Origin of the sequence: Mesorhizobium sp. M1E.F.Ca.ET.045.02.1.1 (genome assembly GCF_003952485.1) — a bacterium.
In the GTDB taxonomy this organism is placed as follows: Bacteria; Pseudomonadota; Alphaproteobacteria; order Rhizobiales; family Rhizobiaceae; genus Mesorhizobium.
The window spans coordinates 4,243,272-4,264,531 of sequence record NZ_CP034447.1; the positions used below are offsets into that span (position 1 = coordinate 4,243,272).

Genomic DNA, 21,260 nt, shown 5'->3' on the forward strand with positions numbered 1-21,260 from the left:
GCGGCCAGCCGCCCGCGGGAGGAGATTAATGGCGCAACAGGAAGCCCAGCAGCGGCGCCCGTCGATCCACGATGTGGCAAGCCATGCCGGCGTGTCCGCGGCGACCGTCTCCAAGGTGCTGGCCGGCGTCACGACGGTGAAGCCGGAAAACGCGCAGCGCGTCCTCGATGCCGTCGAACTGCTCGGCTACCGCGTCGACCCTTTAGCCTCCGACATGCGCCGGGCCAAGCGCCGCATCATCGGCGCCATCATGCCCGAGTTCGAAAGCGAGTTCTTCGGCCAGATGGTCACGGAACTCGAGGGCCTTGCCGAGCAGCGCGGCTACACATTGGTGGCGGCGTCGAGCCGTGAATCCGAGGCGCGGGAGAAAGAGATCCTTGCCCGCATGCATGATTGGCGCGTCGCCGGCGTCGTGCTGGCGCCTGTGCGCAACGAGCATGGTCCCGCGGCCGCCTTCATGAAGGCGAACGGCATGACCGGGGTGCTGATCGACCGCGTGCTTGCCGACGATGCCTTCGACACGGTTTCGGCCGACAGTTCCGCGGCGAGCGCCGAAGTGGCGCGCGCGCTGGTCGGCAAGGGCCATCGCCATATCCTCGTGGTCGGCCTCGGCCAGCAGGCGGCGACTGTGCGTGCCCGTCTTGAGGGGTTCCGCAGCACCGCGCTGGAACTTGCGCCCGACATCCGCATCGACGTTGTGCTTTCCGAAAGCGAGGTCGAGCCTTTGCGGGCGCTGCTTCACGATTATTTCTCCAAGGGGGCTGACAGGGGCGAGCGGCCGACGGCGGTCTATTCGCTGTTCCTCAAGGGCACGCTGGTGGCGCTGTCGGAATTCCGGCGACGCGGCTGGCATTGCCCGAACGACATCTCGCTGGTCGGCTTCGACGATGCCGAATGGATGCAGGTGACCTGGCCGGCCATCGCCGCCGTGGTGCAGCCGGTGCGCGAGATCGCCGGCAACGCAATGGAAGTTTTGTTTCGCAGGATCGAAGGCGAGGGCGGCCCGCCGAGGGCGCGGCTCGAACCTTGCAAGGTGTTGATGCGGGAATCCGTTGGCTCGCCAGGCAGCGTCCCGCATTCCGGGGGAGGAGACCGACAATAGCCCCCATTGTCGACAACGGAAGAAAAGCGCCGGCCCTGGCCCAGACACCCGGCGCAAACAAACGGAGGATTGGAATGACATCGCTTATCCTGAAGATAAATCGATTTACTCTTGCATTGGGCGTCGCCTTGGTAATGTCAGCGGTCGGCGCCGCCAGGGCAGAAGACGGCGAATACGGCGTGCTGATGAAGACGCTGGCCAATCCGTTCTGGGGCGCGATGGCCCAGGGCGTCGCCGACGGCGCCAAGGAAGCCGGCGTGAAATACTTCCAGCAAGCGGCCGAAAGCGACCAGGCGGCCGAGCCGCAGCTCAACCTCTGCAACACGATGCTGGAACGCAAGCCGGTGGCGATGATCACCGCGGCCATCAACTCGACCAACCTCCTGCCTTGCCTGAAGTCGGCGCAGGACGCCGGCATCAAGATCGTCGATCTCGACAACAATCTCGACCAGGCGGTTCTCGACAAGGAAGGCGTCAAGGTCACCTTCCATATCGGCTCCGACAATGTCGCGGCGGGCGCGCAGGGTGCTGAATATCTCGTCTCCAAGCTCGGCAAGGACGCCAAGGGTCCGGTGCTGGTGATCGAAGGTCTCTCCGGCAACATCACCGGCGAGAAGCGCGCCAAGGGCTTCGCCGACAAGCTGAAGGAACTGGCGCCAGGGCTGCAGATCGTCGCTTCGCTGCCGGGCGACTGGGATCGCGGCAAGGCGGCCTCGATCGCCACAGACACGCTGACCGCGCATCCCGATCTCGTCGCCATCTTCTGCGCCAATGACGGCATGGCGCTGGGCGCCGTGGAATCGGTTTACGCTGCGGGCAAAGGCCAGCAGGTGACGATGATCGGCGTCGACGGCAATGTCGATGCGGTGAAGTCGATCAAGGAAGGCCGTCTCAACGCTTCCGTCGCGCAGCTTCCCTATCTCGTCGGCAAGCAGGCGGTCGAGAACGTCAAGAAGGCGCTGGCCGGCGAGAAGGTCGAGGAAAGCGTCGCGGTGCCCACCTTGGTGCTGACCAAGGACGTGCTCGACGCGGGCAAGGAGCCGATGCTGCAATATGTGAAATGAGGCAGTAGGCAGTAGGGGTGCCTAGTCCCTAATCCCCACTGCCTAACCCCTACCCGAAGGGTAAAAAACATGTCTTCCGAAACGGCGCAGCCCGGTTTCTGGGCTCGGGTGCAGCGCGCATCCGTCGAGAGGCTCCACATCAGGCTGGAGTCCCTGGTCGTGCTTCTGGCGCTGAGTGCGGCGATGGCGCTGCTGTCGCCCTTCTTCCTGTCGCTCAGCAATTTCCTCAACATCCTGCTCGCGACCTCGACGATCGGCGTGCTGGCGATTGCCGCCACCTTCGTCATCGGCTCGGGCGGGCTCGACCTTTCGCTCGGATCGGTCATGGGGCTCGCCGGCGTGGCCGGCGCCTTCGTTGCCGTCAATCTCGGCTGGCCGTCGGTGTTCGCCGTGATCGCCTGCATCCTTGCCGGCGCGATTGCCGGCTATATCAACGGGCAATTGGTGACTCGCGCCTTCGTGCCGGCCTTCATCGTCACGCTCGGCATGCTGGGCCTGGCGCGCGGGCTGGCGCTGGTCATCTCGCAGGGCAGGGCGATCTACGGCCTGCCGCCCGAGATCGTCTATATCGGGCAAGGACGGCCCTTGGGCATTCCGATGCCGGTCATCATCTTCGTGCTGACGGCGATCGTCGCGCATGCGGTGCTCGCCTATACGCGCTTCGGCCGCCACACGCTGGCGCTCGGCGACAGCGAGGGTGCCGCGCGCGCGGCCGGCATCCGCGTCGAGCAGCACCGGCGCATCATCTATACGCTGTCCGGCGCGCTCGCCGGCCTTGCCGGTCTGCTCTTCACCGCCCGCGTCAATGCCGGCGATCCGACCGCCGGCATCAATTACGAGCTTACGGCAATCACTGCTGCGATCATCGGCGGCACCAACCTCTTCGGCGGCCGCGCCTCGATCCTTGGAACCATGATCGGCGCGCTGATCATGGGCGTGTTGCAGAACGGCCTGACGCTGCTAGCCGTGCAGTCCTATTACCAGCAGATGGCGATCGGCGCGGTGCTGATCCTCGCGGTCTTCATCGACCAGTACCAGGTGCGGAAGGAGTCGCGCGTATGACCCTGCTTTCGCTCCACGGCATCCGCAAAAGCTTCGGCGCGGTCGACGTGCTGCATGGCGTCGACCTGTCGGTCGCGGCCGGCGAAGTGGTCGGGCTGGTCGGCGACAATGGCGCCGGCAAGTCGACGCTGATGAAGACCATCACCGGCATCTACCGCGCCGACACCGGCTCGATCGAATTCGACGGCAAGGACATCCTTGCGCTCGATCCCGGCCAGCGGCGCCGCCTCGGCATCGAGATGATCTACCAGGATCTTTCGCTCGCTAAACAACAGGATGTGGCGTCGAACATCTTCCTTGGACGCGAGCCGACGAAAAGGCTGCTCGGCCTGTTTCCCGGCTTCGTCGACAAGGCGGAGATGGACCGCCAGGCGGCGCGGATGATCGAGCGGTTGGGCGCACATCTGCCGTCGATCAGCCGCTCCGTCGGCTCCTTCTCCGGCGGCCAGCAGCAGACGGTAGCGATCGCCCGCGCGCTGACCTTCAATCCGAAGCTCGTCATCATGGACGAGCCGACGGCGGCGCTCGCCGTGCGCGAGGTGCAAAGCGTGCTCGATCTCATCCGGCGGCTGAAGTCGGAAGGCATCGCCGTCATCCTGATCTCGCATCGGCTGAACGACGTGCTTTCGGTCACCGACCGCATCGTGGTGCTGCGCCACGGAAGGGCGGATGCCGATCTCGTCACCGCCAGGACCAACATGAACGAAGTCGTCAGCCGCATCGTCGGCGGCGGCGATATCGCCGCCGCCGCGGCGCATGAACAACGAGGCTGAGCTTATGAATACATTTGGACTGCACACTTTCGCCATCGCTCCGGTCTGGGATCTTGGCCGCATCGAGCCGCAGATGGACCGGCTAAAGGAGCTTGGCATCGGGCTGATGGAGATCCCGCTGCTGCGCCCCGAGGAGATCGACACCAAGCGCACGCGCGGCTTCGCCAACCATTATGGCGTCGAGCTCATCCCGTCGCTCGGCCTGCCGCGCGCGCTCGACGTGGTCGAACGGCCGGATGAGGCGCTCGACTTCCTGCAGCCGGCCTTCAAGGTCTGCAACGAGGTGGGCAGTGAGGCGCTCGGCGGCGTCACCTACGGCACGATCGGCAAGACGACCGGCCGGGCGACGACGCAAAGGGAGATCGACGGCATATGCCGCTTCCTCGAACGGGCGGCGAAGTCGGCGAAGTCGCGCAGCCTGAAGCTCGGCATCGAGCCCTGCAACCGTTACGAGACGCATCTGATCAACCGCGGCATCGACGCGGCGCGGATCATCGAGCGGATCGGCGCCGACAACATCTTCATCCATCTCGACACCTACCACATGCATATCGAGGAAGAGAGCTTTGCCGCCGGCTTCGAGGCGTCGGCGCCCTTCCTCGGCTATGTCCATGTGTCGGAGGCCAATCGCGGCGTGCCGGGGCGGGGCATGCTCAACTGGGCGGCCTGCATGAAGGCGATCGCCGACATCGGCTATGAAGGCGCGATCACGCTCGAAAGCATGAACCATGTCGATGTCGACATTGCCGGCGGGCTCGCGGTGTGGCGCCCGGTGGCGGAGGACCCGCGCGACGTCATCGAGGTCGGGCTGCCCTTCCTGCGAGAGGAGGCGAAGAAGGCCGGACTGACGCTGGGATAAGCGGGCCTTCTACTCGCTACGTTGGCGCGCCAGCCAGCGGCGGCGCGCCTCCTGCTGCTCGGCAAGCTCTGCCTCGTCCCAGTAGCCGATGAGCACACCCGAGCCGACGATCGGATCGAAATGCTCGATCTTGTCGTCGATCTCGGTCAGCCATTCGTCGGGAACGGTGATGCGGTTGTTGGGAAGCGCCAGCCAGCGCATCAGCACTTTGCGCAGCCGCTCGATATCGGCGGCCGCCGACGGCTCGCTGCCAAGGTCGCGCAGCTCGCCGGGGTCAGTCCGGAGATCGAAGAGCATCGGCGGCACGCCTTCGCCATGGACGAGTTTGAAGCGGCCGTCGGTCACCATGTAGAGCTTGCAGTCCGACACCGGCATGGCGAGCTTCAGCCGCGCCGCATCGCCGCTAAAGTCGTATTCGCTGATCGCAAAGTTGCGCAGGCTTTTCCGTTCGCCGGAAGTGAGCGGCAGCAGCGAGCGGCCTTCGAGGATATGCGGCTTGGCCTTGCCGCCGAGGTAGTCGAGGAAGGTCGGCGCGAGATCGATCATCTCGACCAGCGCGTCTGACGTGGTTCCGCGCGTGGCGTCGGCTTCCGTGCGCGGATCGTAGACGATCATCGGAACCTTCACCGCGACGTCGTGGAACAGGTATTTTTCGCCCAGCCAATGGTCGCCGAGATAGTCGCCATGGTCGGAGGTGAAGACGACAAGCGTGTTCCCGAACAGGCCGCGCTTCTCCATGAAGTCGAACAAATGGCCGAGCTGGTCGTCGATCTGCTTGATCAGGCCCATGTAGCAGGGGATGACCGTCTCGCGGACCTCGTCGCGCGAGAGGTTCTTTGAGTAGCGCTCCTGCTGGAAGGCCTCGAAAATCGGATTTGGCGAGATGCGCTCCGCCTCGCTGCGGACCGGCGGCTGGATATCCGCCTTGCCATACATATCGTGGTAAGGCGCCGGCACGATATAGGGCCAGTGCGGTTTGATGTAGGAGAGATGCGCGCACCAGGCCTCGCCCTTGGCTTCGGCCTCCTCGATGAAGCGCATGGCGCGGCGAGTCATGTAAGGCGTCTCGGAATGTTCCTCGGGAATGCGCGCCGGCTTGTCGGCGTGGACGAGGAGCCAGCCGTTGAAGTTCTCGCCGTTCTCGCCCTCGCCGGAATTCGCCCAATGCTCCCAGGGGTTTTCGGCGTTGAAGCCGTGCTCGCGCAGGTAGGTGTCGTAGGCCGGATCGGGGTCGTAGCTGGTCGAGGGGTGCAGGCCGTCGTCGCGCTCGAACGGCTCGAAGCCGCATTCCGCGACGCGCACGCCGATGATCGAATCCCGGGCGATGCCAAGCCGCTCCATGCCTTCCTCGTCGGCTGTCATATGCGTCTTGCCGATCAGCGCCGTGCGCACGCCGACCTCGCGCAGGTGATCGCCCAGCGTCGGCTCGCCGACCCTCAGTGGCACGCCGTTATGGGTCGAGCCATGCGAGCGGACATAGCGGCCGCTATAGGCGCTCATGCGCGAGGGACCGCACACCGTCGATTGCACATAGGCGTTGGTGAAGCGGACGCCGCGGCCGGCTAGCCGGTCGATGTTCGGCGTCTTCAGGCTCTTGTGTCCGGCGCAGCTCAGATAATCGAACCGCAGCTGGTCGCACATGATGAAAAGGACGTTGCGTTTTGAAGTCATAGCTATCCGTCGGAGCGGCTTTCCTTGGTAACGCGGTGAGGATGCCATCATCGCCTCGAAGGCGTTATATCGTCGGCAGATCCGACCGGATAGGCCGCCAGAATCCTCGATCTGGTTCGATGAGAGAGCGTATCGCTGCCGGCACGCACGCACCGCAAAGGGAAACGATGCAAGTGCGCCGGATTTCGATCGAATCATATCCGGGAGGTTAATAATCGGCGACTGATTTTCATTTTACATTACCATTTCGGCATGAGAGACCGAGACGATGCGGCTGAAAAATCCCCGTTTAAAGCTGGGCGGCCGCGCGAGGGAGGAGAACTATGAGGCGCATGCTGCTGGCCGCGGTTGCGGCGATCGCACTCGGCGGAACCGCCTTGGCGGATACGATCAAGGTCGGTGTGATCGGCCCGTTTTCCGGCCCGTTCGCCATTCAAGGCAAGAATTTCAAGGCCGGCATCGATGCCTGGACGGCGTTGAACGGCGCCAAGGTCGGCAATGATGATGTCGAGATCGTCTATCGCGACCTTCCGGCGGCAAATCCCGCGCAGGCCAAATCACTTGCCCAGGATCTGGTCGTCAAGGAGCACGTCCAGTATCTCGCAGGCTTCTATTTCACACCCGATGCCATGGCCGTCACGCCACTTCTTGAGCAGGCCAACGTGCCGATGGTGATCATGAATGCGGCTACCTCGGCGATCGTGACCAAGAGTCCGCTCGTCGTGCGCACGTCCTTCACGCTCTGGCAGACGTCGGTGCCGATGGCGAAGGTGGCGGCCCAGCGCGGTATCAAGAAGGTCATTACCGCCGTCAGCGACTATGGGCCCGGCGTCGATGCCGAAACGGCTTTCGCGACCACCTTCAAGGCGGATGGCGGGCAAATCGTCGAGTCGATCCGCATGCCCCTGTCGACGACCGATTTCAGCCCGATCATGCAGCGGGTTAAGGATTCCGGCGCCGAGGCGGTCTTTGCCTTCCTGCCCTCCGGCCCGACCACGCTCGGCTTCCTGAAGTCGTATAACGAGAACGGCCTCAAGCAGGCCGGCATCCAGTTCCTGGCGCCTGGCGACCTGACGCAGGAATCCGATCTTCCGGCGCTGGGCGATACGGCTCTCGGCGTCACGACCACCTTCCACTACTCGATTGCGCACGACTCCGGCGAGAACAAGAAGTTCGTCGCGGCGGCGCGCACCGCGATCGGCAATCCGGCGGAGTTGTCCTTCCCGTCGGTCAGCGCCTATGACGGCATGAGGGTCATCTACAAGATGATCGAGGCGACGGGCGGCAAGCAGGACGCCAAGAAGGCCGTCGATGCCGTCAAGGGAATGGCCTGGGAAAGTCCGCGAGGACCGGTATCGATCGACCCCGAAAGCCGCCATATCACGCAGAACATCTATCTGCGGGAGGTCGCCAAGGCCGAGGACGGCACCTATTACAACAAGGAGATCCAGACCTTCCCCAACATGACGGACCCGGGTCTCGCCGCCGCCAAATAGCCTTGCGCAGGCAAGCCCTCAGCGTCCATGTTCTTGCCTGCAGGCGGCAGCCTGCGGGCGGCCTCCGGAGTGAACCATGCAAAGCGTGCTCAGCGTCGCGGTCGACGCCCTTGCCTACGGCATGGTGCTTTTCGTCATCTCGATCGGCCTGTCGCTGACCATGGGGCTGATGCGGGTGGTGAACCTGGCGCACGGAGCTTTCGCCATGGTGGGAGGCTATCTGGCCTCCTATGCCATGCGCGATCTCGGCCTCGGCTATGTCGTCGGGCTCGTGCTCGCGGTCGCAGGAACCGTGGTCATCGCGGCGCCGATCGAAAGGCTGCTCTACCGCCGCATCTACAATGCTCCGGAACTCATCCAGGTGCTGATGACGATCGGCATCACCTTCTGCGTCATCGGCATCGCCAACTACACCTTCGGACCGACGCTCAAGACCATCCCACTGCCGGGGCTGCTGAGCGGGCCGGTCGATCTCGGCTTCCGTTCGATTGCTGCCCACAAACTCTTTGCGATCCTGTGCGGCTTCGCCGTTGCCGCCGCCCTCTGGTACCTGGTCGAGCGGACCTCCTTTGGCGTGAAGCTGCGCGCTTCCGTGGATAACACGCCGATGGCCGCCGCGCTGGGTGTCCGGACGAAATCCGTCTATGCAGCGAGCTTCGCGGTCTCGGCCGGGCTTGCCGCCTTCGGCGGTGTCGTGGGGGCCGAATTGCTGCCGATCGAGCCATATTACGCGCTGCGCTACATGGTGACCTTCCTGGTCGTGGTCGCGGTGGGCGGCGCCGGCTCGATCGGCGGAGCCTTGCTTGCCTGCCTCGTGCTCGGTGCGGTCGACACCGCGGGGCGGTACCTGATGCCGGACTATGGCGAGTTCTTCTTCTACCTGGCCGTCATCCTCATCGTTTGCGCCTTTCCGCGCGGCCTTCTCGGAAGGGCCTAAGGCATGAACGCCGACCACCTCACAGGCGCCGCCAGGCCAGTCGCCCGACCACGGTTCTCCGCCTCCGCCGACTGGATCGGCCTTGCGGCCGTGCTCGCGGCGGCAGGGGCAGGCTATCTTTTGTTCCCCGACAATCTGGCATTGCTCACACGCATCATCGGCATGATCATGCTGGTGCTGTCGCTCGATCTCGTGACCGGTTTTTGCGGCGTGGCGACGCTTGGCCATGCAGCCCTATTCGGCGCGGGCGCCTATGCGGCCGGGATCGCCGCTGCGCATTTCGGCATTTCAGACCCGGTCGCCATGATCGCGGCGGGCAGTGCCGGCGGGGCGCTCGCCGGCCTCTTGTCCGGCTTCGTCATCCTGCGCGGCCATGGGCTCGGGCAGCTCGTGCTGTCGATCGCCATCGTCAATCTGTTCCACGAAGCGGCCAACAAGGCCGCCGGCTGGACGGGCGGCAGCGATGGCCTGACGGATATTGCGCCGACGCCACTCTTCGGCGTCTTCGCCTTCGATCTCTGGGGACACACGGCATATGCGCTGGGCGTAGCACTGCTGCTGATCGTGCTGTTTCTGCTGCAGCGGTTGGCCCGCTCGCCGTTCGGCATGCTCTGCCGCGGCATCCGGCAGGATCCGATCCGGGTCGCGGCAATGGGGGCGCCCGTCAGCAAGACGCTGCTCGCAATGTATGTCGTCTCGGGCCTGGTCGCGGGCGTTGGCGGGGGGCTCAACGCGATCTCCACCCAAGTGGTCGGGCTGGACAGCGTGAGCTTCACCCTGTCGGCTTCGGCGCTGGTGATGCTGGTGCTCGGCGGGACAGGCTCGCTCTATGGCGCGATTGTCGGAACGGTCGTCTTCATGCTGTTCGAGGACTTCGTCTCGGCCGCCAACCCATTCCACTGGCTGACGATCGTCGGTGCGCTGCTGGTCCTGGTCGTGCTGTTTGCGCCCAGGGGCATCTTCGGCACTTCTGTCCGGCTGCTTGAACGATCGAGGCGCCGATGACGCCGGTGTTCGAGGTCGAGAGACTGACGCGTTCTTTCGGCGGGCTGGCGGTCACCCAGGCCGTGTCGCTGACGATGGCCCCCGGCGACCGCGTGGCGCTGATAGGGCCGAACGGAGCCGGCAAGACCACCTTCGTCAATCTCGTAACGGGCCATCTGAAGCCCGACTCCGGTGTTGTGCGGCTCGCGGGCGAAGAACTTGGCGGCATGAGCCCGATGCAACGTGTCCGGCGCGGCCTGGTGCGATCCTTTCAGGTCACCCGCCTCTTTCCCGAGATGACGCCTCGGGAACATCTGGCGCTCGCTATCCTGCAACGCCAGGGCCGGACCGGCCGCATGTTCGGGACGTTCTGGACAATGCCCGACGTGCTCACGGAGAGCGGGGCGCTCCTGGCCACGCTTGGCCTGGAGAGCGCCGCCGACCGCAAGGTGGCAGAGATCGCCTATGGGCAGCAGCGGCTGCTGGAGATCGCCTTCGCGCTGGCGCTGAGGCCCAAGGTGCTGTTGCTGGACGAGCCGGCGGCGGGCGTTCCGCAGAGCGAGACGCCGCGCATCGACGCCGCGCTTGCCGGGCTTCCCGCGGATCTGGCGGTGCTGATGATCGAGCACGACATGGACCTCGTGTTCCGATTTGCAAGACGGGTCATCGTGCTGGCAGCGGGCAGGATCATCTTCGACGGCACGCCCAGTGACGCAGCGAAGGATCGGCGCGTGCGGGAAGCTTATCTCGGGAGTTATGCCGATGACCGCGGCGCGGCTTGAGGTTTCGGGCTTAAGCGCAGGCTACGGCCAGACGCGAGTGCTCGAGGACGTATCGTTCGAGGCGGAAGCAGGTGCCCGGCTGGCCGTGCTCGGGCGAAACGGTGTCGGCAAGTCGACGCTGCTCGCCACCATCGCCGGCCAGACGCGGCGGCACGCCGGAGCAATCAAGCTCGGCGATATCGACATTACCGGAATGGACGGTGCGTCGCGCGCCTGGCAGGGTCTCGGCTACGTCCCGCAGGAGCGCTGCATCTTTCCGTCGCTGACCGTCGAGGAAAACCTTTTCGTCGGGTTGAAGGATCGCGAACGATCGGCAGTGGACGAGGCCTACGCGATGTTTCCGAGGCTCAAGGAGCGTAGGCGCAACTACGGCAACCAGCTCTCGGGCGGCGAACAGCAGATGCTGACAACAGCGCGCACCATACTGGGCCGCCCGTCCATCCTGATGCTCGATGAGCCGCTGGAGGGACTGGCTCCGGTGATCTGCGACGAGCTGATGGCCGCGCTGACGCGCCTCGCCTCCGGCGGCGACATGACCATCCTGCTTGTCGAGCAAAGGATCCGCGCCGCTCTGGATTTCGCCGATCATGTGCTCATCCTCGAGCGCGGCCGGATCGCCTGGTCGGGAACGCCTGCCGCATTACGTGCCAGCCCGCAAACCGTCGAAGGTCTGCTCGGCGTGGCAGCGATACCGCATTCGGTCGCTTAATGCATGTCGCCCAAAAGTGCGCAGCGGTTTTGGCGAACGACATGCATCTAAAGCGCGTCGCCTGAGTCCGGTTCAGCCCGACGCGCGTTGGAGCAGTCCAGCGAACTGCAGTAACGGTTTGTTTTCACACAATTCCAGAGCGGAAATTGCCACGCCTTTCGTGGAATTGCGGAAGCTTCAGGCGTGGTGCCGTGCCGCCTCGCGAATGGTCTGCAGGAGGACCGTGAAGGCAGGCGAGGGGGCGGTGTCGGTGCGCATGGTCAAGCCCACCGGCCCCTTGGTTTCCTCGGTGTCGACCGGGAGGACGACGAAGGCGCCGCTGGCGATCTCGTTGGCGACGACGCCGGCCGAGATGATCCACACTGCGTTGCTCTGGCGCATGAAGGAGCGGCCAAAGGAATCCGAAACGGTCTCGATCTCGGTGGCGGGCGCGGTCATGCCGTTGGTGATGAAGAGACGGTCGACGAAAGGCCGGATGACGGATTCCCGGGTCGGCATCAGCACGGGAAACTCGTCGAGACGCGCGAAAATGTCCGCTCCCGGCTCCGACAGGGGATGCCCTGCGCGCACCACGAACAGCACCTGCTCGGAGTAAAGATGCTCGAAGAAGAAGCCGGTCATTTTTTCCGGCGCCGCGAGGCGGCCGACGACGAGGTCGAGCGCGCCGGTGCGCAACTGCTCGAGCAGCACCGCGTTCTCGCCGGTGACGATCTTGATCGCGGCGCTCGTGTTCTCTTGGAGGAAGAGATTCATCGCCAGCGGCATCACCCGCGCCGAGACGGTCGGCAGCGCGCCGATGCGGATCGGGTGGCGGTTGATCGCGCCGTCCTGCCTGACGGAATCGACGCCGCGCTTCAGCGCCGAGATCGCCGAGCCGGCATGGCTAAGGAATATCTCGCCGAGCCTTGTGACGCGGATGCCGCGGCCGTCGCGCTCGACCACCGCGATGCCAAGGGCCTCTTCCAGCTCACGCAAGGTCTTGGTCACGGCCGGCGCGCTGACATGCAGGAAGTCGGCCGCGCGCGCCACGCTTCCCTGCCGCGCAACTTCGAGAAACGTCTGCAGATGGCGGAAGCGGATCCGGCTGTCAGCCACGGTTTGATAACCTCAAAGTTAATGAAACGCCGCAAAATATCATTTTACCGAACCAAATAGCTCGTGCAATGTGCGTTTGGAGGATCGAAATCGTGCCATTCGTCAGCATAGGCGGCGTGACGCTGCACCACCGCTATATCGAGGCGACGGGCATTTTGCGTCCGATCATCTTCATCAATTCGCTCGGCACCGACTTCCGGATCTGGGACGACATCGTGGCGCGGCTTGCCGGAGAAATGCCGATGCTCGTCTACGACAAGCGCGGCCAGGGGCTCTCCGATATCGGCGGCGGCGTGCGCTCGATTGACGACCACGCCGACGATCTGAGCGCGCTCATCGATCACTTCGGCTTCGGCAAGGTGGTGCTCTGCGGCCTGTCCGTCGGCGGCATGGTCGCGCAGGGGCTTTACGCGCGGCGGTCCGAGCTTGTCGAGGCGCTGATCCTCAGCGACACCGCGCACAAGATCGGCACCGCCGAAAGCTGGAATACCCGTATTGCAACCATCGAGCGCGACGGCATCGAGGCGATCGCCGACGGCATAATGAAGGTGTGGTTCACGCCGGATTTCCACCAAGCGCGAGCGGCCGATCTCGCCGGCTGCCGCAACATGCTGACCAGGCAGGCTTTGCCCGGCTATATCGGCACCTGCATCGCGGTCCGTGATGCCGATTTCACCGACAGCGCGCGTCGAATAGCGGTGCCGACGCTCTGCATCGTCGGCGACCAGGACGGCTCGACGCCGCCCGATCTTGTCCGCGCGCTGGCCGATCTGATCCCCGGCGCGCGCTTCGAGGTGGTCCGCGGCGCCGGGCACATCCCCTGCATCGAGCAGCCCGACGCGCTTGCCGCCCTGATCCGCGACTTCGTCGCTTCGCTTCCCAAGGGAAAGCAACTCCATGGATGATGTCTCCAAGAAAGAGAACCGGTACCGGACCGGGCTTGAAGTCCGCCGCTCCGTGCTCGGCGATCCGCATGTCGACCGCGCCGAGGATGCCGCCACTGATTTCGACCGGCCGTTCCAGCAACTGATCACCGAGGCCGCCTGGGGAACGGTGTGGGCGCGCCCCGGCCTGTCGAAGCGCGAGCGCTCGATCGTGACGCTGGCGCTGCTCGCAGCACTCGGCCATGACGAGGAGGTGGCCATGCATGTGCGCGCCACCGCCAACACCGGCGCATCCCGCGACGACATCTGCGAAGCCTTCCTGCATGTCGCAATCTATGCCGGAGTGCCGGCCGCCAACCGCGCCTTCAAGATCGCCAAGGAGGTGTTCTCGCAGATGGACGATGCCCATGCCTGAGGCCGGCTCCAACCGGACGCCGGAAACCGGCGCCTTCTTCCCGCGCGACCGCCAATGGCACCCGCCGGCGTTCACGCCGGGCTACAAGAGCTCGGTGCTGCGCTCGCCGCAGAAGGCCTTGGTCGCCTTCGACAACACGCTGTCGGAACTCACCGGCCCGGTCTTCGGCCATGCCATGCTCGGCGAGCTCGACAACGACCTGATCCACAATTTCGCGAAACCCGGCGAGAGCGCCATCGGCGAGCGCATTATCGTTTACGGACGCGTGCTCGACGAGCGGGGCAAGGGCGTGCCCGGTGTGCTGCTCGAATTCTGGCAGGCCAATGCCGGCGGCCGCTACCGCCACAAGAAGGACGGCTATCTTGCGCCGCTCGATCCGAATTTCGGCGGCTGCGGCCGCGCCATCACCAGCGAGGACGGCGGCTATGGCTTTCGCACCGTCAGGCCCGGACCCTATCCCTGGCCGAACGGCCCGAACGACTGGCGCCCGGCGCATATCCACTTCTCGATGTTCGGCCACGGTTTCGCGCAGCGGCTGATCACGCAGATGTATTTCGAAGGCGATCCGCTGATCTGGCGCTGCCCGATCGTCGGCGGCATCTCCGACAAGCGAGCCGTGGACGCGTTGATTGCCGCGCTCGACATGCAGTCGACGATCCCGATGGACGCGCTTGCCTACAAGTTCGACATCGTGCTGCGCGGGCGGCGCTCGACGCTGTTCGAGAACAGGCTGGAGGGCAATTGATGGCGCAGTCGCTCGACCGGCTGAAGGAGAGCCCTTCGCAGACCGCCGGGCCCTATGTGCATATCGGGCTGACGCCGAATTTCTGCGGCATCGGCGGCGTCTACGAAAATGACCTTGGCTCCACGATGGTCAACGACCAGACCAAGGGCGAGCGCATCGAATTGCGCATCCGCGTGCTCGATGGCACCGGCACGCCGCTCAAGGACGCGCTGATCGAGATCTGGCAGGCTGACGCCAAGGGGCTCTACAATTCGCCCACCGAACTGCGCGGCGCGGCCGATCCCAATTTCCAGGGCTGGGGCCGGCAGCCAACCGACATGGAAACCGGCGTCTGCCTGTTCCAGACGATCAAGCCGGGCCGCGTGCCGTTCCGCGACGGCCGGCTGATGGCGCCGCACATCACACTGTGGATCGTGGCGCGCGGCATCAATATCGGCCTGCACACAAGGCTCTATTTCTCCGACGAGGAAAAGGCCAATGCCGAGGATCCGATCCTTGCCCGCATCGAGCATCGGGTTCGCGCGCCGACGCTGATCGCCGAGCGCCAGGGCGACACCTACGTCTTCGACATCCACCTGCAAGGCGAGAAGGAGACGGTCTTCTTCGACAGCTGACCGTGACCGACATGACCGTTTCGCCTTTCGATCATCCGCTGCTTTCCGGCCTGCTCGGCGACGAAGAGGCGGCGAGGCATTTCTCCGTGGAAGCGGACATCGCCGCGATGCTTGGTTTCGAGCGCGCGCTGGCCGAGGCGGAAGCCGAATGCGGTGTGATCCCGCACGAGGCCGAGGCTGCGATCGTCAAAGCATTGGCTTCGTTCCGGCCGGACACTGCGAAGCTGCGCGCCGGCGTCACGAACGATGGCGTCGTGGTGCCGGAACTGGTGCGCCAGCTCCGGGCGGCGGTTGGCGAGCCGCATGGCGAATTCGTTCATCTCGGCGCGACCAGCCAGGACGTTATCGACACCTCGCTGATGCTGCGCCTGCGCCAGGCGGTCGAGCATATCGGCCTGCTGCTCAGCGAGAACATCGTGAGGCTCGCCGGACTCGAAGAGGAATTCGGAGGCAGGGCGCTGATGGCGGTGACGCGCATGCAGCCGGCAATCCCGATCACGGCGGCGGACCGGATCGTTTCGTGGCGGGCGCCGCTCGAGCGTCACCAGCATCGTCTCAAGGAACAGTCCGACCGGCTGCTTGTTGTGCAATTCGGTGGTGCGGCCGGGATACTCGATAAGCTCGGCGGCAAGGCGCCGGCCGTGCGCGCGGCGCTTGCCGCCAAACTCGGTCTTGCCGACGCGCCGCAATGGCATAGCCAGCGCGATGCGCTCGCCGAATTCGCCGGCTGGCTGTCGCTGGTCGCCGGCAGCCTCGGCAAGTTCGGCCAGGACATCGCGCTGATGGCGCAGGGCGAATCCGACATCAAGCTCGCCGGTGCTGGCGGCTCGTCGGCCATGCCGCACAAGCAGAATCCGGTGAAGGCCGAGGCGCTGGTGGCGCTTGCCCGCTTCAGCGCCACGCAGCTTTCCGGCGTGCATCAGGCGCTGGTGCACGAGCAGGAACGCTCGGGCGCGGCCTGGACACTGGAATGGCTCATCCTGCCGCAGATGGTGGTGGCGACGGCAGCCGCGCTCAGGCTCGCCGCCGAGCTTGCCGGTCGGATCGAGAGCATCGGCCACTAACGCATGTCGCCCAAAGTGCGCTGCGGTTTTGGGAGAATGACATGTGTGAAGGGATCTAATGCGCACGCAGGTCGCCATCATCGGCTCCGGACCGTCCGGCCTCTTGCTCGGCCAGTTGCTTGCCACCATCGGCGTCGAGACGATCATCCTGGAGCGGTCGAGCCGCGAGCATGTGCTCGGCCGGGTGCGCGCCGGCGTGCTTGAGCAGGGCACGGTCGATCTGCTCGGCGAGGCGGGCGCCGCGGACAGGCTCCATGCCGAAGGCCTGCCGCATGCGGGCATTTCGCTTGCCTTCGGCGGGCGACTGCATCGTATCGACCTCACGGGCTTGACCGGCGGCAAGCACGTCACCGTCTACGGGCAGACCGAGGTGACGCACGACTTGATGGACAAGCGGGAGGCGGCGGGGCTCGTCACCGTTTACGAAGCGGCGAACGTCGCGCCGCACGATTTTGGCGGGGTATCGCCTTTCGTCACCTACGACAAGGATGGGGCTGCGCATCGCATCGATTGCGACTTCATCGCCGGCTGCGACGGCTATCATGGCGTCAGCCGCAGATCGGTGCCGGAAAACGCGCTGAAGACCTTCGAGCGGCAATATCCGTTCGGCTGGCTGGGCGTGCTGGCGGAGGTGCCGCCGGCCGATCACGAACTGATCTATGCTAATCACGAGCGGGGCTTCGCGCTGTGCTCGATGCGCTCGCCGCACCGCAGCCGCTACTATGTGCAGGTTCCCGCCGATGAGCGCGTCGAGGCCTGGTCGGACGACCGCTTCTGGGATGAACTTAGGCGCCGCCTGCCGCCGCAGACGGCGGCCGCCGTCACCACCGGGCCGTCCTTCGAGAAGTCGATCGCGCCGCTGCGGTCCTTCGTCGCCGAACCGATGCGTTTCGGCAGGCTGTTCCTGGTCGGCGACGCCGCCCATATCGTGCCGCCCACCGGCGCCAAGGGTCTCAACCTCGCTGCCAGCGACGTGCGCTATCTCTTTGCCGGGCTTCGCGAATTCTACTCCGGCAGGTCGGAAGCCGGGCTCGACGCCTACTCAGCCAAGGCGCTGGCGCGTGTGTGGAAAGCGGTGCGCTTCTCCTGGTGGATGACGACGATCCTGCACCGCTTTCCCGAGACGGGCGAGTTCGGCCAGCGCATCCAGGAAGCCGAGCTCGACTATCTCGTGCATTCCAAGGCGGCTTCTACGGCGCTCGCCGAAAACTACGTCGGCCTTCCCTATTGATCGGCGGAAGCCGTCAGACCCGCTCAAGCGCGATCGCGATGCCTTGACCGACGCCGATGCACATGGTGGCCAAAGCCAGCTTGCCGCCTCGCTCGCCGAGCTCCAGCGCCGCCGTTCCGGTGATGCGTGCGCCGGACATGCCGAGCGGATGACCGAGCGCGATGGCGCCGCCGTTGGGGTTGACATGCTCCGCCGTCTCGGAAACTCCGAGCTGGCGGAGCACGGCAATGCCTTGGGAGGCGAAGGCTTCGTTCAATTCGATGACGTCGAACTGGTCGGGCGTCAAGCCAAGACGGGCGCAGAGCTTCTTGGTGGCCGGCGCCGGGCCGATGCCCATGATGCGTGGCGCGACACCGGCGACGGCACCGCCGAGGATGCGGGCGATCGGCGTCAGGCCATGCTTCTTCGCCGCTGCTTCCGAGGCGACGATGAGGGCGGCGGCGCCGTCGTTGACGCCGGAGGCATTGCCGGCGGTGACTGTGCCACCCTGGCGAAATGGCGTCGGCAGCTTGGCCAGCGCCTCGATGGTCGTGCCCACGCGGGGATGCTCATCCTTCGATACTAGAACCGGCTCGCCTTTCTTCTGCGGGATGGTGACCGGCGTGATCTCCCTACCCAGCCGGCCATTGGCCTGCGCCGCGACCGCCTTGTCCTGGCTGCGCACGGCAAAAGCGTCCTGGTCGGCTCTGCTGACGGAAAAATCTTCTGCGACGTTCTCGCCGGTCTCCGGCATGGAATCGACGCCGTATTGCTTCTTCATCAGCGGATTGACGAAGCGCCAGCCGATGGTGGTGTCGTAAATCTCGGCATTGCGCGAAAAGGCCGTGTCGGCCTTCGGCATGACGAAGGGTGCGCGGCTCATCGATTCCACACCACCGGCGATCATCAGCTCGGCCTCGCCTGATTTGATGGCGCGCGCGGCGATGGTGACGGCATCCATGCCGGAGCCGCACAGCCGGTTGACGGTCGAAGCCGGAACGTCCTGCGGGAGGCCGGAAAGCAGCAGCGCCATGCGCGCGACGTTGCGGTTGTCCTCGCCGGCCTGGTTGGCGCAGCCATAGACGACGTCGTCGATTGCCGCCCAGTCGACGCCGGCGTTGCGCTCGATCAAGGCCTTGAGCGGGATGGCGGCGAGATCGTCGGCGCGCACCGACGACAGTGCGCCGCCGAAGCGGCCGATCGGCGTGCGGATGTAGTCGCAGATGAAGGCGTCGGTCATCTATGCAGCTTTCCCTTTGGCGGTCCCTTGATGCGCCGCCTTGGTGCGGGCCTGGAGGTCGCGCAATGTCTTCAGCTCGAGTTCCGTCGGCTCCGGCGTCTCGTCAAGGGCCTCGGCAAACTTGACCGTCCAGCCACAAGTCGCCTGCACCTCTTCGCGGGTGACGCCGGGATGCAGCGACACGACGGTGAATTCCTTGGTAACAGGGTCCGGCTTCCAGACAGCGAGGTCGGTGATCAGAAGCGTCGGGCCGGCCGTGTCGATGCCGAGGCGCTGGCGATGATCGCCGCCGTCGCCATGGCCGAAGGAGGTGAAGAAGTCGATCGTCTCGACCATGCTGCGCTTCGACTGCGCCATGGTGATGTAAACCTCTCTTGACGAGGTCGCGATCTCCGGCGCGCCGCCGCCGCCGGGCAGGCGGGTCTTGGGATGCGCGTAGTCGCCGATGACGGTGGTGTTGATGTTGCCGAACTTGTCGAGCTGGGCCGCACCCAGGAAGCCGATCGAGATGCGGCCACCCTGCAGCCAGTAGCGGAACATCTCCGGCACCGCGACCGTGGTGACCGCCGTCTCGCACAATTCGCCGTCGCCGATCGACAGCGGCAGAACGTCGGGCGCTGTGCCGATGGTGCCGCTTTCATAGATCAGCGTGATGTCCGGCGCATGCGTCAGCCGCGCGACGTTGCAGGCCGCCGATGGCGCGCCGATGCCGACGAAGCAGACATCGTCGTTTCTCAGCGCGCGGCTTGCGGCAATCGTCATCATCTCGTTCGGGGTGAAGCCCGGATTGTCGGCGTCGCTCATGCGGCTTTCCTCAGATGCTCGACGCGGGCGGCGAAGTCGTCCGCCGTGCTCTCGATGACGTTCTTCTTGATCCAGGCCTGGAAGCGGTCGCGGTCGGCGGCGATTTCGTCCCATTCGAGATAGGCGGCGTTGTCGCGTTCGTAATAGCCATGCGTGTAGGAGGGATGCGAGCCGCCAGGCACGACCGAGATCGCCGCGATCGTCCAACTCGGCAGCACGGTGAGGTTGGGGTGCAGGTCGTCGAAATTGTCGACCACTTCCTCGACCGTCACCACTGCGCGCTTTGCCGCCAGCACCGCCTCCTTCTGGATGCCGATGATGCCCTCGACCAGCACGTTGCCCTTGCGGTCCGCCTTCTGCGCGTGGATGAAGGTGACGTCGGGCCGGATCGCCGGAACGGCGGCAAGCACCTCGCCGGTGAACGGGCAGGTGATGGATTTGATGTTCGGATTGACCGCGGCAAGACCCGCGCCGCGATAGCCGCGAAACACCGCGCAGGGCAGGCCGGCGGCACCCGCCTCGTAAGCGTTGGCCATGCCGGCATGGCTGTGCTCCTCGACCTCGATCGCGCGCGGAAAGCCGTTCTCGATGGCGTCGCGGGCGCGCCTGAGCAGGCCGACGCCCGGATTGCCGAGATAGGAGAAGACGATCTTCTTGGCGATGCCCATGCCGATCATCTGGTCGTAGATCAGGTCGGGCGTCATGCGGATCAGGGTCAGGTCGCGAAAGCCCTGGCGGATCGCTTCATGCGCGGCGGCGGTCGGGATCAGATGGGTGAAGCCTTCGAAAGCGACCGCGTCGCCATCATGCAAATTCTCCGCAACGGCCTCTTTCAGCGGCAGGAACTTGACCATCGTGGCGGCTCCGGAGATTGAAAAAGTTCGCATTGCGAACATAAGTTCTATATGAGATATTTCTAACTCGGCGCTTTGTGCAGAGTCAACGCCAGCCTGGGAACGCCCATGGAAGACGAGCCAGTATCACGCGATCATGTCGGCTCGCTGGAACGCGGCTTGGCGGTGATGGAGATCCTCGCTCGCCATCCGCTTGGCATGACGCTGACGGAGATGGCCGAGGAGGCGAGCCTGACGCGCGCCGGCGCACGCCGTTTCCTGCTGACGTTGGTAGCCACTGGCTATGCGACGCAATCGGGCCGGCTGTTCTCGCTGTCGCCGCGCCTGTTGACCGTTGCCCGAACATGGCTCGGCGGCGCTTCACTATGGACCTTTGCCACGCCCATCATGCGTGAGGTGGCCGGGCAGTTCGACGAGGCCTGCAATGCGGCAGTGCTGTCGGGCGAGGACGTCGTCTATGTCGCGCGCATCCCCGGCCGCCGGATATTGAGCGTCGCGCTCGACATCGGCACGAGGCTGCCTGCCTACTGCACCTCGATGGGTCGCGCGCTGCTCTCCGGCCTGGCAGCGGACGAGTTGAAGGCTTTTCTCGGCGAAGCGACGATCGAGCGACGGACGCCGAAGACGATCACCAGCCGTGCCGCGCTGGGCAAGGCCATCGACAAGGCGAGGGTGGATGGCTTCGCCGTCGTCGACGAGGAATTGGAGCTCGGCCTGCGCTCGATCGCCGTGCCGGTCAACGACCGCGCCGGCCGTACCGTCGCCGCCATCAACGTCTCGACCCAGTCGGCGCGTTTCTCGGTCGAGGCGATGGAGCGCGAGATCCTTCCGGTGCTGCGGAAAGCCAAGCAGCGTGTGGAGGAGTTTTTCTTCGTTTGAAGGCGGCCAATACCGCT

General features: G+C 65.1%; 22 protein-coding genes. 17 read left to right on the top strand and 5 right to left on the bottom strand.

Going from position 1 to position 21,260, the window contains the following annotated elements:
- The first annotated feature begins 28 nt into the window (after window positions 1–28).
- The 5 genes from EJ070_RS20430 to EJ070_RS20450 all read left to right on the top strand — a co-directional run bounded on the left by EJ070_RS20430 (window position 29) and on the right by EJ070_RS20450 (window position 4,860).
- Entirely contained in the window at window positions 29–1,102 is a 1,074-nt protein-coding gene (locus tag EJ070_RS20430) for a LacI family DNA-binding transcriptional regulator (protein ID WP_126092943.1), read from the top strand.
- A gap of 74 nt (window positions 1,103–1,176) precedes the next feature.
- Entirely contained in the window at window positions 1,177–2,166 is a 990-nt protein-coding gene (locus EJ070_RS20435; protein WP_126092944.1) for a substrate-binding domain-containing protein, read from the top strand.
- A gap of 69 nt (window positions 2,167–2,235) precedes the next feature.
- On the top strand, window positions 2,236–3,228 hold the full coding sequence (locus EJ070_RS20440) for an ABC transporter permease (protein ID WP_126092945.1): 993 nt from the start codon (window positions 2,236–2,238) through the stop codon (window positions 3,226–3,228).
- Complete coding sequence (locus EJ070_RS20445; RefSeq protein ID WP_126092946.1) at window positions 3,225–4,001, top strand: ATP-binding cassette domain-containing protein; 777 nt, start codon at window positions 3,225–3,227, stop codon at window positions 3,999–4,001. The genes EJ070_RS20440 and EJ070_RS20445 overlap by 4 nt, the downstream gene beginning before the upstream one ends.
- A gap of 4 nt (window positions 4,002–4,005) precedes the next feature.
- Window positions 4,006–4,860, top strand: coding sequence for a sugar phosphate isomerase/epimerase family protein (locus EJ070_RS20450; RefSeq protein ID WP_126092947.1), 855 nt, complete (start codon window positions 4,006–4,008; stop codon window positions 4,858–4,860).
- A 9-nt stretch (window positions 4,861–4,869) separates the two neighbouring features.
- Here EJ070_RS20450 and EJ070_RS20455 read toward each other — a convergent pair whose 3' ends face one another.
- Window positions 4,870–6,531 carry a sulfatase-like hydrolase/transferase gene (locus EJ070_RS20455; RefSeq protein WP_126092948.1) on the bottom strand — a complete coding sequence of 554 codons (1,662 nt, stop codon included), beginning with the start codon at window positions 6,529–6,531 and terminating at the stop codon, window positions 4,870–4,872.
- Between the two features lie 323 nt (window positions 6,532–6,854).
- Here EJ070_RS20455 and EJ070_RS20460 point away from each other — a divergent pair, with 323 nt between their 5' ends.
- From EJ070_RS20460 to EJ070_RS20480, 5 genes are all read left to right on the top strand, one after another.
- The gene (locus EJ070_RS20460) at window positions 6,855–8,027 is read left to right on the top strand and encodes an ABC transporter substrate-binding protein (RefSeq protein ID WP_126092949.1); all 1,173 of its coding nucleotides are present in this window, start codon (window positions 6,855–6,857) and stop codon (window positions 8,025–8,027) included.
- A gap of 76 nt (window positions 8,028–8,103) precedes the next feature.
- Entirely contained in the window at window positions 8,104–8,964 is an 861-nt protein-coding gene (locus tag EJ070_RS20465; protein ID WP_126092950.1) for a branched-chain amino acid ABC transporter permease, read from the top strand.
- A gap of 3 nt (window positions 8,965–8,967) precedes the next feature.
- Entirely contained in the window at window positions 8,968–9,969 is a 1,002-nt protein-coding gene (locus tag EJ070_RS20470) for a branched-chain amino acid ABC transporter permease (protein ID WP_126092951.1), read from the top strand.
- Window positions 9,966–10,730, top strand: coding sequence for an ABC transporter ATP-binding protein (locus tag EJ070_RS20475; protein ID WP_126092952.1), 765 nt, complete (start codon window positions 9,966–9,968; stop codon window positions 10,728–10,730). The genes EJ070_RS20470 and EJ070_RS20475 overlap by 4 nt, the downstream gene beginning before the upstream one ends.
- Window positions 10,711–11,439, top strand: coding sequence for an ABC transporter ATP-binding protein (locus EJ070_RS20480; protein ID WP_126092953.1), 729 nt, complete (start codon window positions 10,711–10,713; stop codon window positions 11,437–11,439). The genes EJ070_RS20475 and EJ070_RS20480 overlap by 20 nt, the downstream gene beginning before the upstream one ends.
- Window positions 11,440–11,616: 177 nt before the next feature.
- Here the strand turns inward: EJ070_RS20480 and pcaQ are convergent, their stop codons facing one another.
- Complete coding sequence (gene pcaQ / locus EJ070_RS20485; RefSeq protein ID WP_126092954.1) at window positions 11,617–12,534, bottom strand: pca operon transcription factor PcaQ; 918 nt, start codon at window positions 12,532–12,534, stop codon at window positions 11,617–11,619.
- Window positions 12,535–12,626: 92 nt separating this feature from the next.
- Between pcaQ and pcaD the strand changes: the two genes are divergently transcribed.
- The 6 genes from pcaD to pobA are packed head-to-tail and all read left to right on the top strand — an operon-like array spanning window position 12,627 to window position 17,487.
- A complete protein-coding gene (gene pcaD, locus EJ070_RS20490; RefSeq protein WP_126092955.1) occupies window positions 12,627–13,439 on the top strand; it encodes a 3-oxoadipate enol-lactonase in 813 nt (270 codons plus the stop codon).
- Window positions 13,432–13,833: a 4-carboxymuconolactone decarboxylase gene (pcaC, locus tag EJ070_RS20495; protein WP_126092956.1), complete on the top strand. Its 402-nt coding sequence runs from the start codon at window positions 13,432–13,434 to the stop codon at window positions 13,831–13,833. The genes pcaD and pcaC overlap by 8 nt, the downstream gene beginning before the upstream one ends.
- A complete protein-coding gene (gene pcaH, locus EJ070_RS20500) occupies window positions 13,826–14,578 on the top strand; it encodes a protocatechuate 3,4-dioxygenase subunit beta (protein ID WP_126092957.1) in 753 nt (250 codons plus the stop codon). Before pcaC ends, pcaH begins: the two co-directional genes overlap by 8 nt.
- Entirely contained in the window at window positions 14,578–15,192 is a 615-nt protein-coding gene (gene pcaG / locus EJ070_RS20505; RefSeq protein ID WP_126092958.1) for a protocatechuate 3,4-dioxygenase subunit alpha, read from the top strand. The genes pcaH and pcaG overlap by 1 nt, the downstream gene beginning before the upstream one ends.
- Window positions 15,193–15,203: 11 nt before the next feature.
- Window positions 15,204–16,256 carry a 3-carboxy-cis,cis-muconate cycloisomerase gene (locus EJ070_RS20510; RefSeq protein WP_126095846.1) on the top strand — a complete coding sequence of 351 codons (1,053 nt, stop codon included), beginning with the start codon at window positions 15,204–15,206 and terminating at the stop codon, window positions 16,254–16,256.
- Between the two features lie 58 nt (window positions 16,257–16,314).
- On the top strand, window positions 16,315–17,487 hold the full coding sequence (gene pobA / locus EJ070_RS20515) for a 4-hydroxybenzoate 3-monooxygenase (protein ID WP_126092959.1): 1,173 nt from the start codon (window positions 16,315–16,317) through the stop codon (window positions 17,485–17,487).
- 13 nt (window positions 17,488–17,500) lie between these two features.
- On the opposite strand, the gene pcaF is transcribed toward pobA, so the two are convergent.
- From pcaF to EJ070_RS20530, 3 genes are read right to left on the bottom strand one after another with little or no spacing between them, the layout of a single operon-like run.
- Complete coding sequence (gene pcaF / locus EJ070_RS20520; RefSeq protein WP_126092960.1) at window positions 17,501–18,706, bottom strand: 3-oxoadipyl-CoA thiolase; 1,206 nt, start codon at window positions 18,704–18,706, stop codon at window positions 17,501–17,503.
- Window positions 18,707–19,510: a CoA-transferase subunit beta gene (locus EJ070_RS20525; protein ID WP_126092961.1), complete on the bottom strand. Its 804-nt coding sequence runs from the start codon at window positions 19,508–19,510 to the stop codon at window positions 18,707–18,709. It abuts the gene before it with no gap.
- Window positions 19,507–20,364 carry a CoA transferase subunit A gene (locus tag EJ070_RS20530; RefSeq protein WP_126092962.1) on the bottom strand — a complete coding sequence of 286 codons (858 nt, stop codon included), beginning with the start codon at window positions 20,362–20,364 and terminating at the stop codon, window positions 19,507–19,509. Before EJ070_RS20530 ends, EJ070_RS20525 begins: the two co-directional genes overlap by 4 nt.
- 108 nt (window positions 20,365–20,472) lie before the next feature.
- On the opposite strand from EJ070_RS20530, the gene EJ070_RS20535 reads away from it, so the two are divergent.
- Window positions 20,473–21,243 (top strand): IclR family transcriptional regulator C-terminal domain-containing protein, encoded by a 771-nt coding sequence (locus tag EJ070_RS20535; RefSeq protein ID WP_126092963.1) that lies wholly within the window; start codon window positions 20,473–20,475, stop codon window positions 21,241–21,243.
- Window positions 21,244–21,260: the final 17 nt, after the last annotated feature.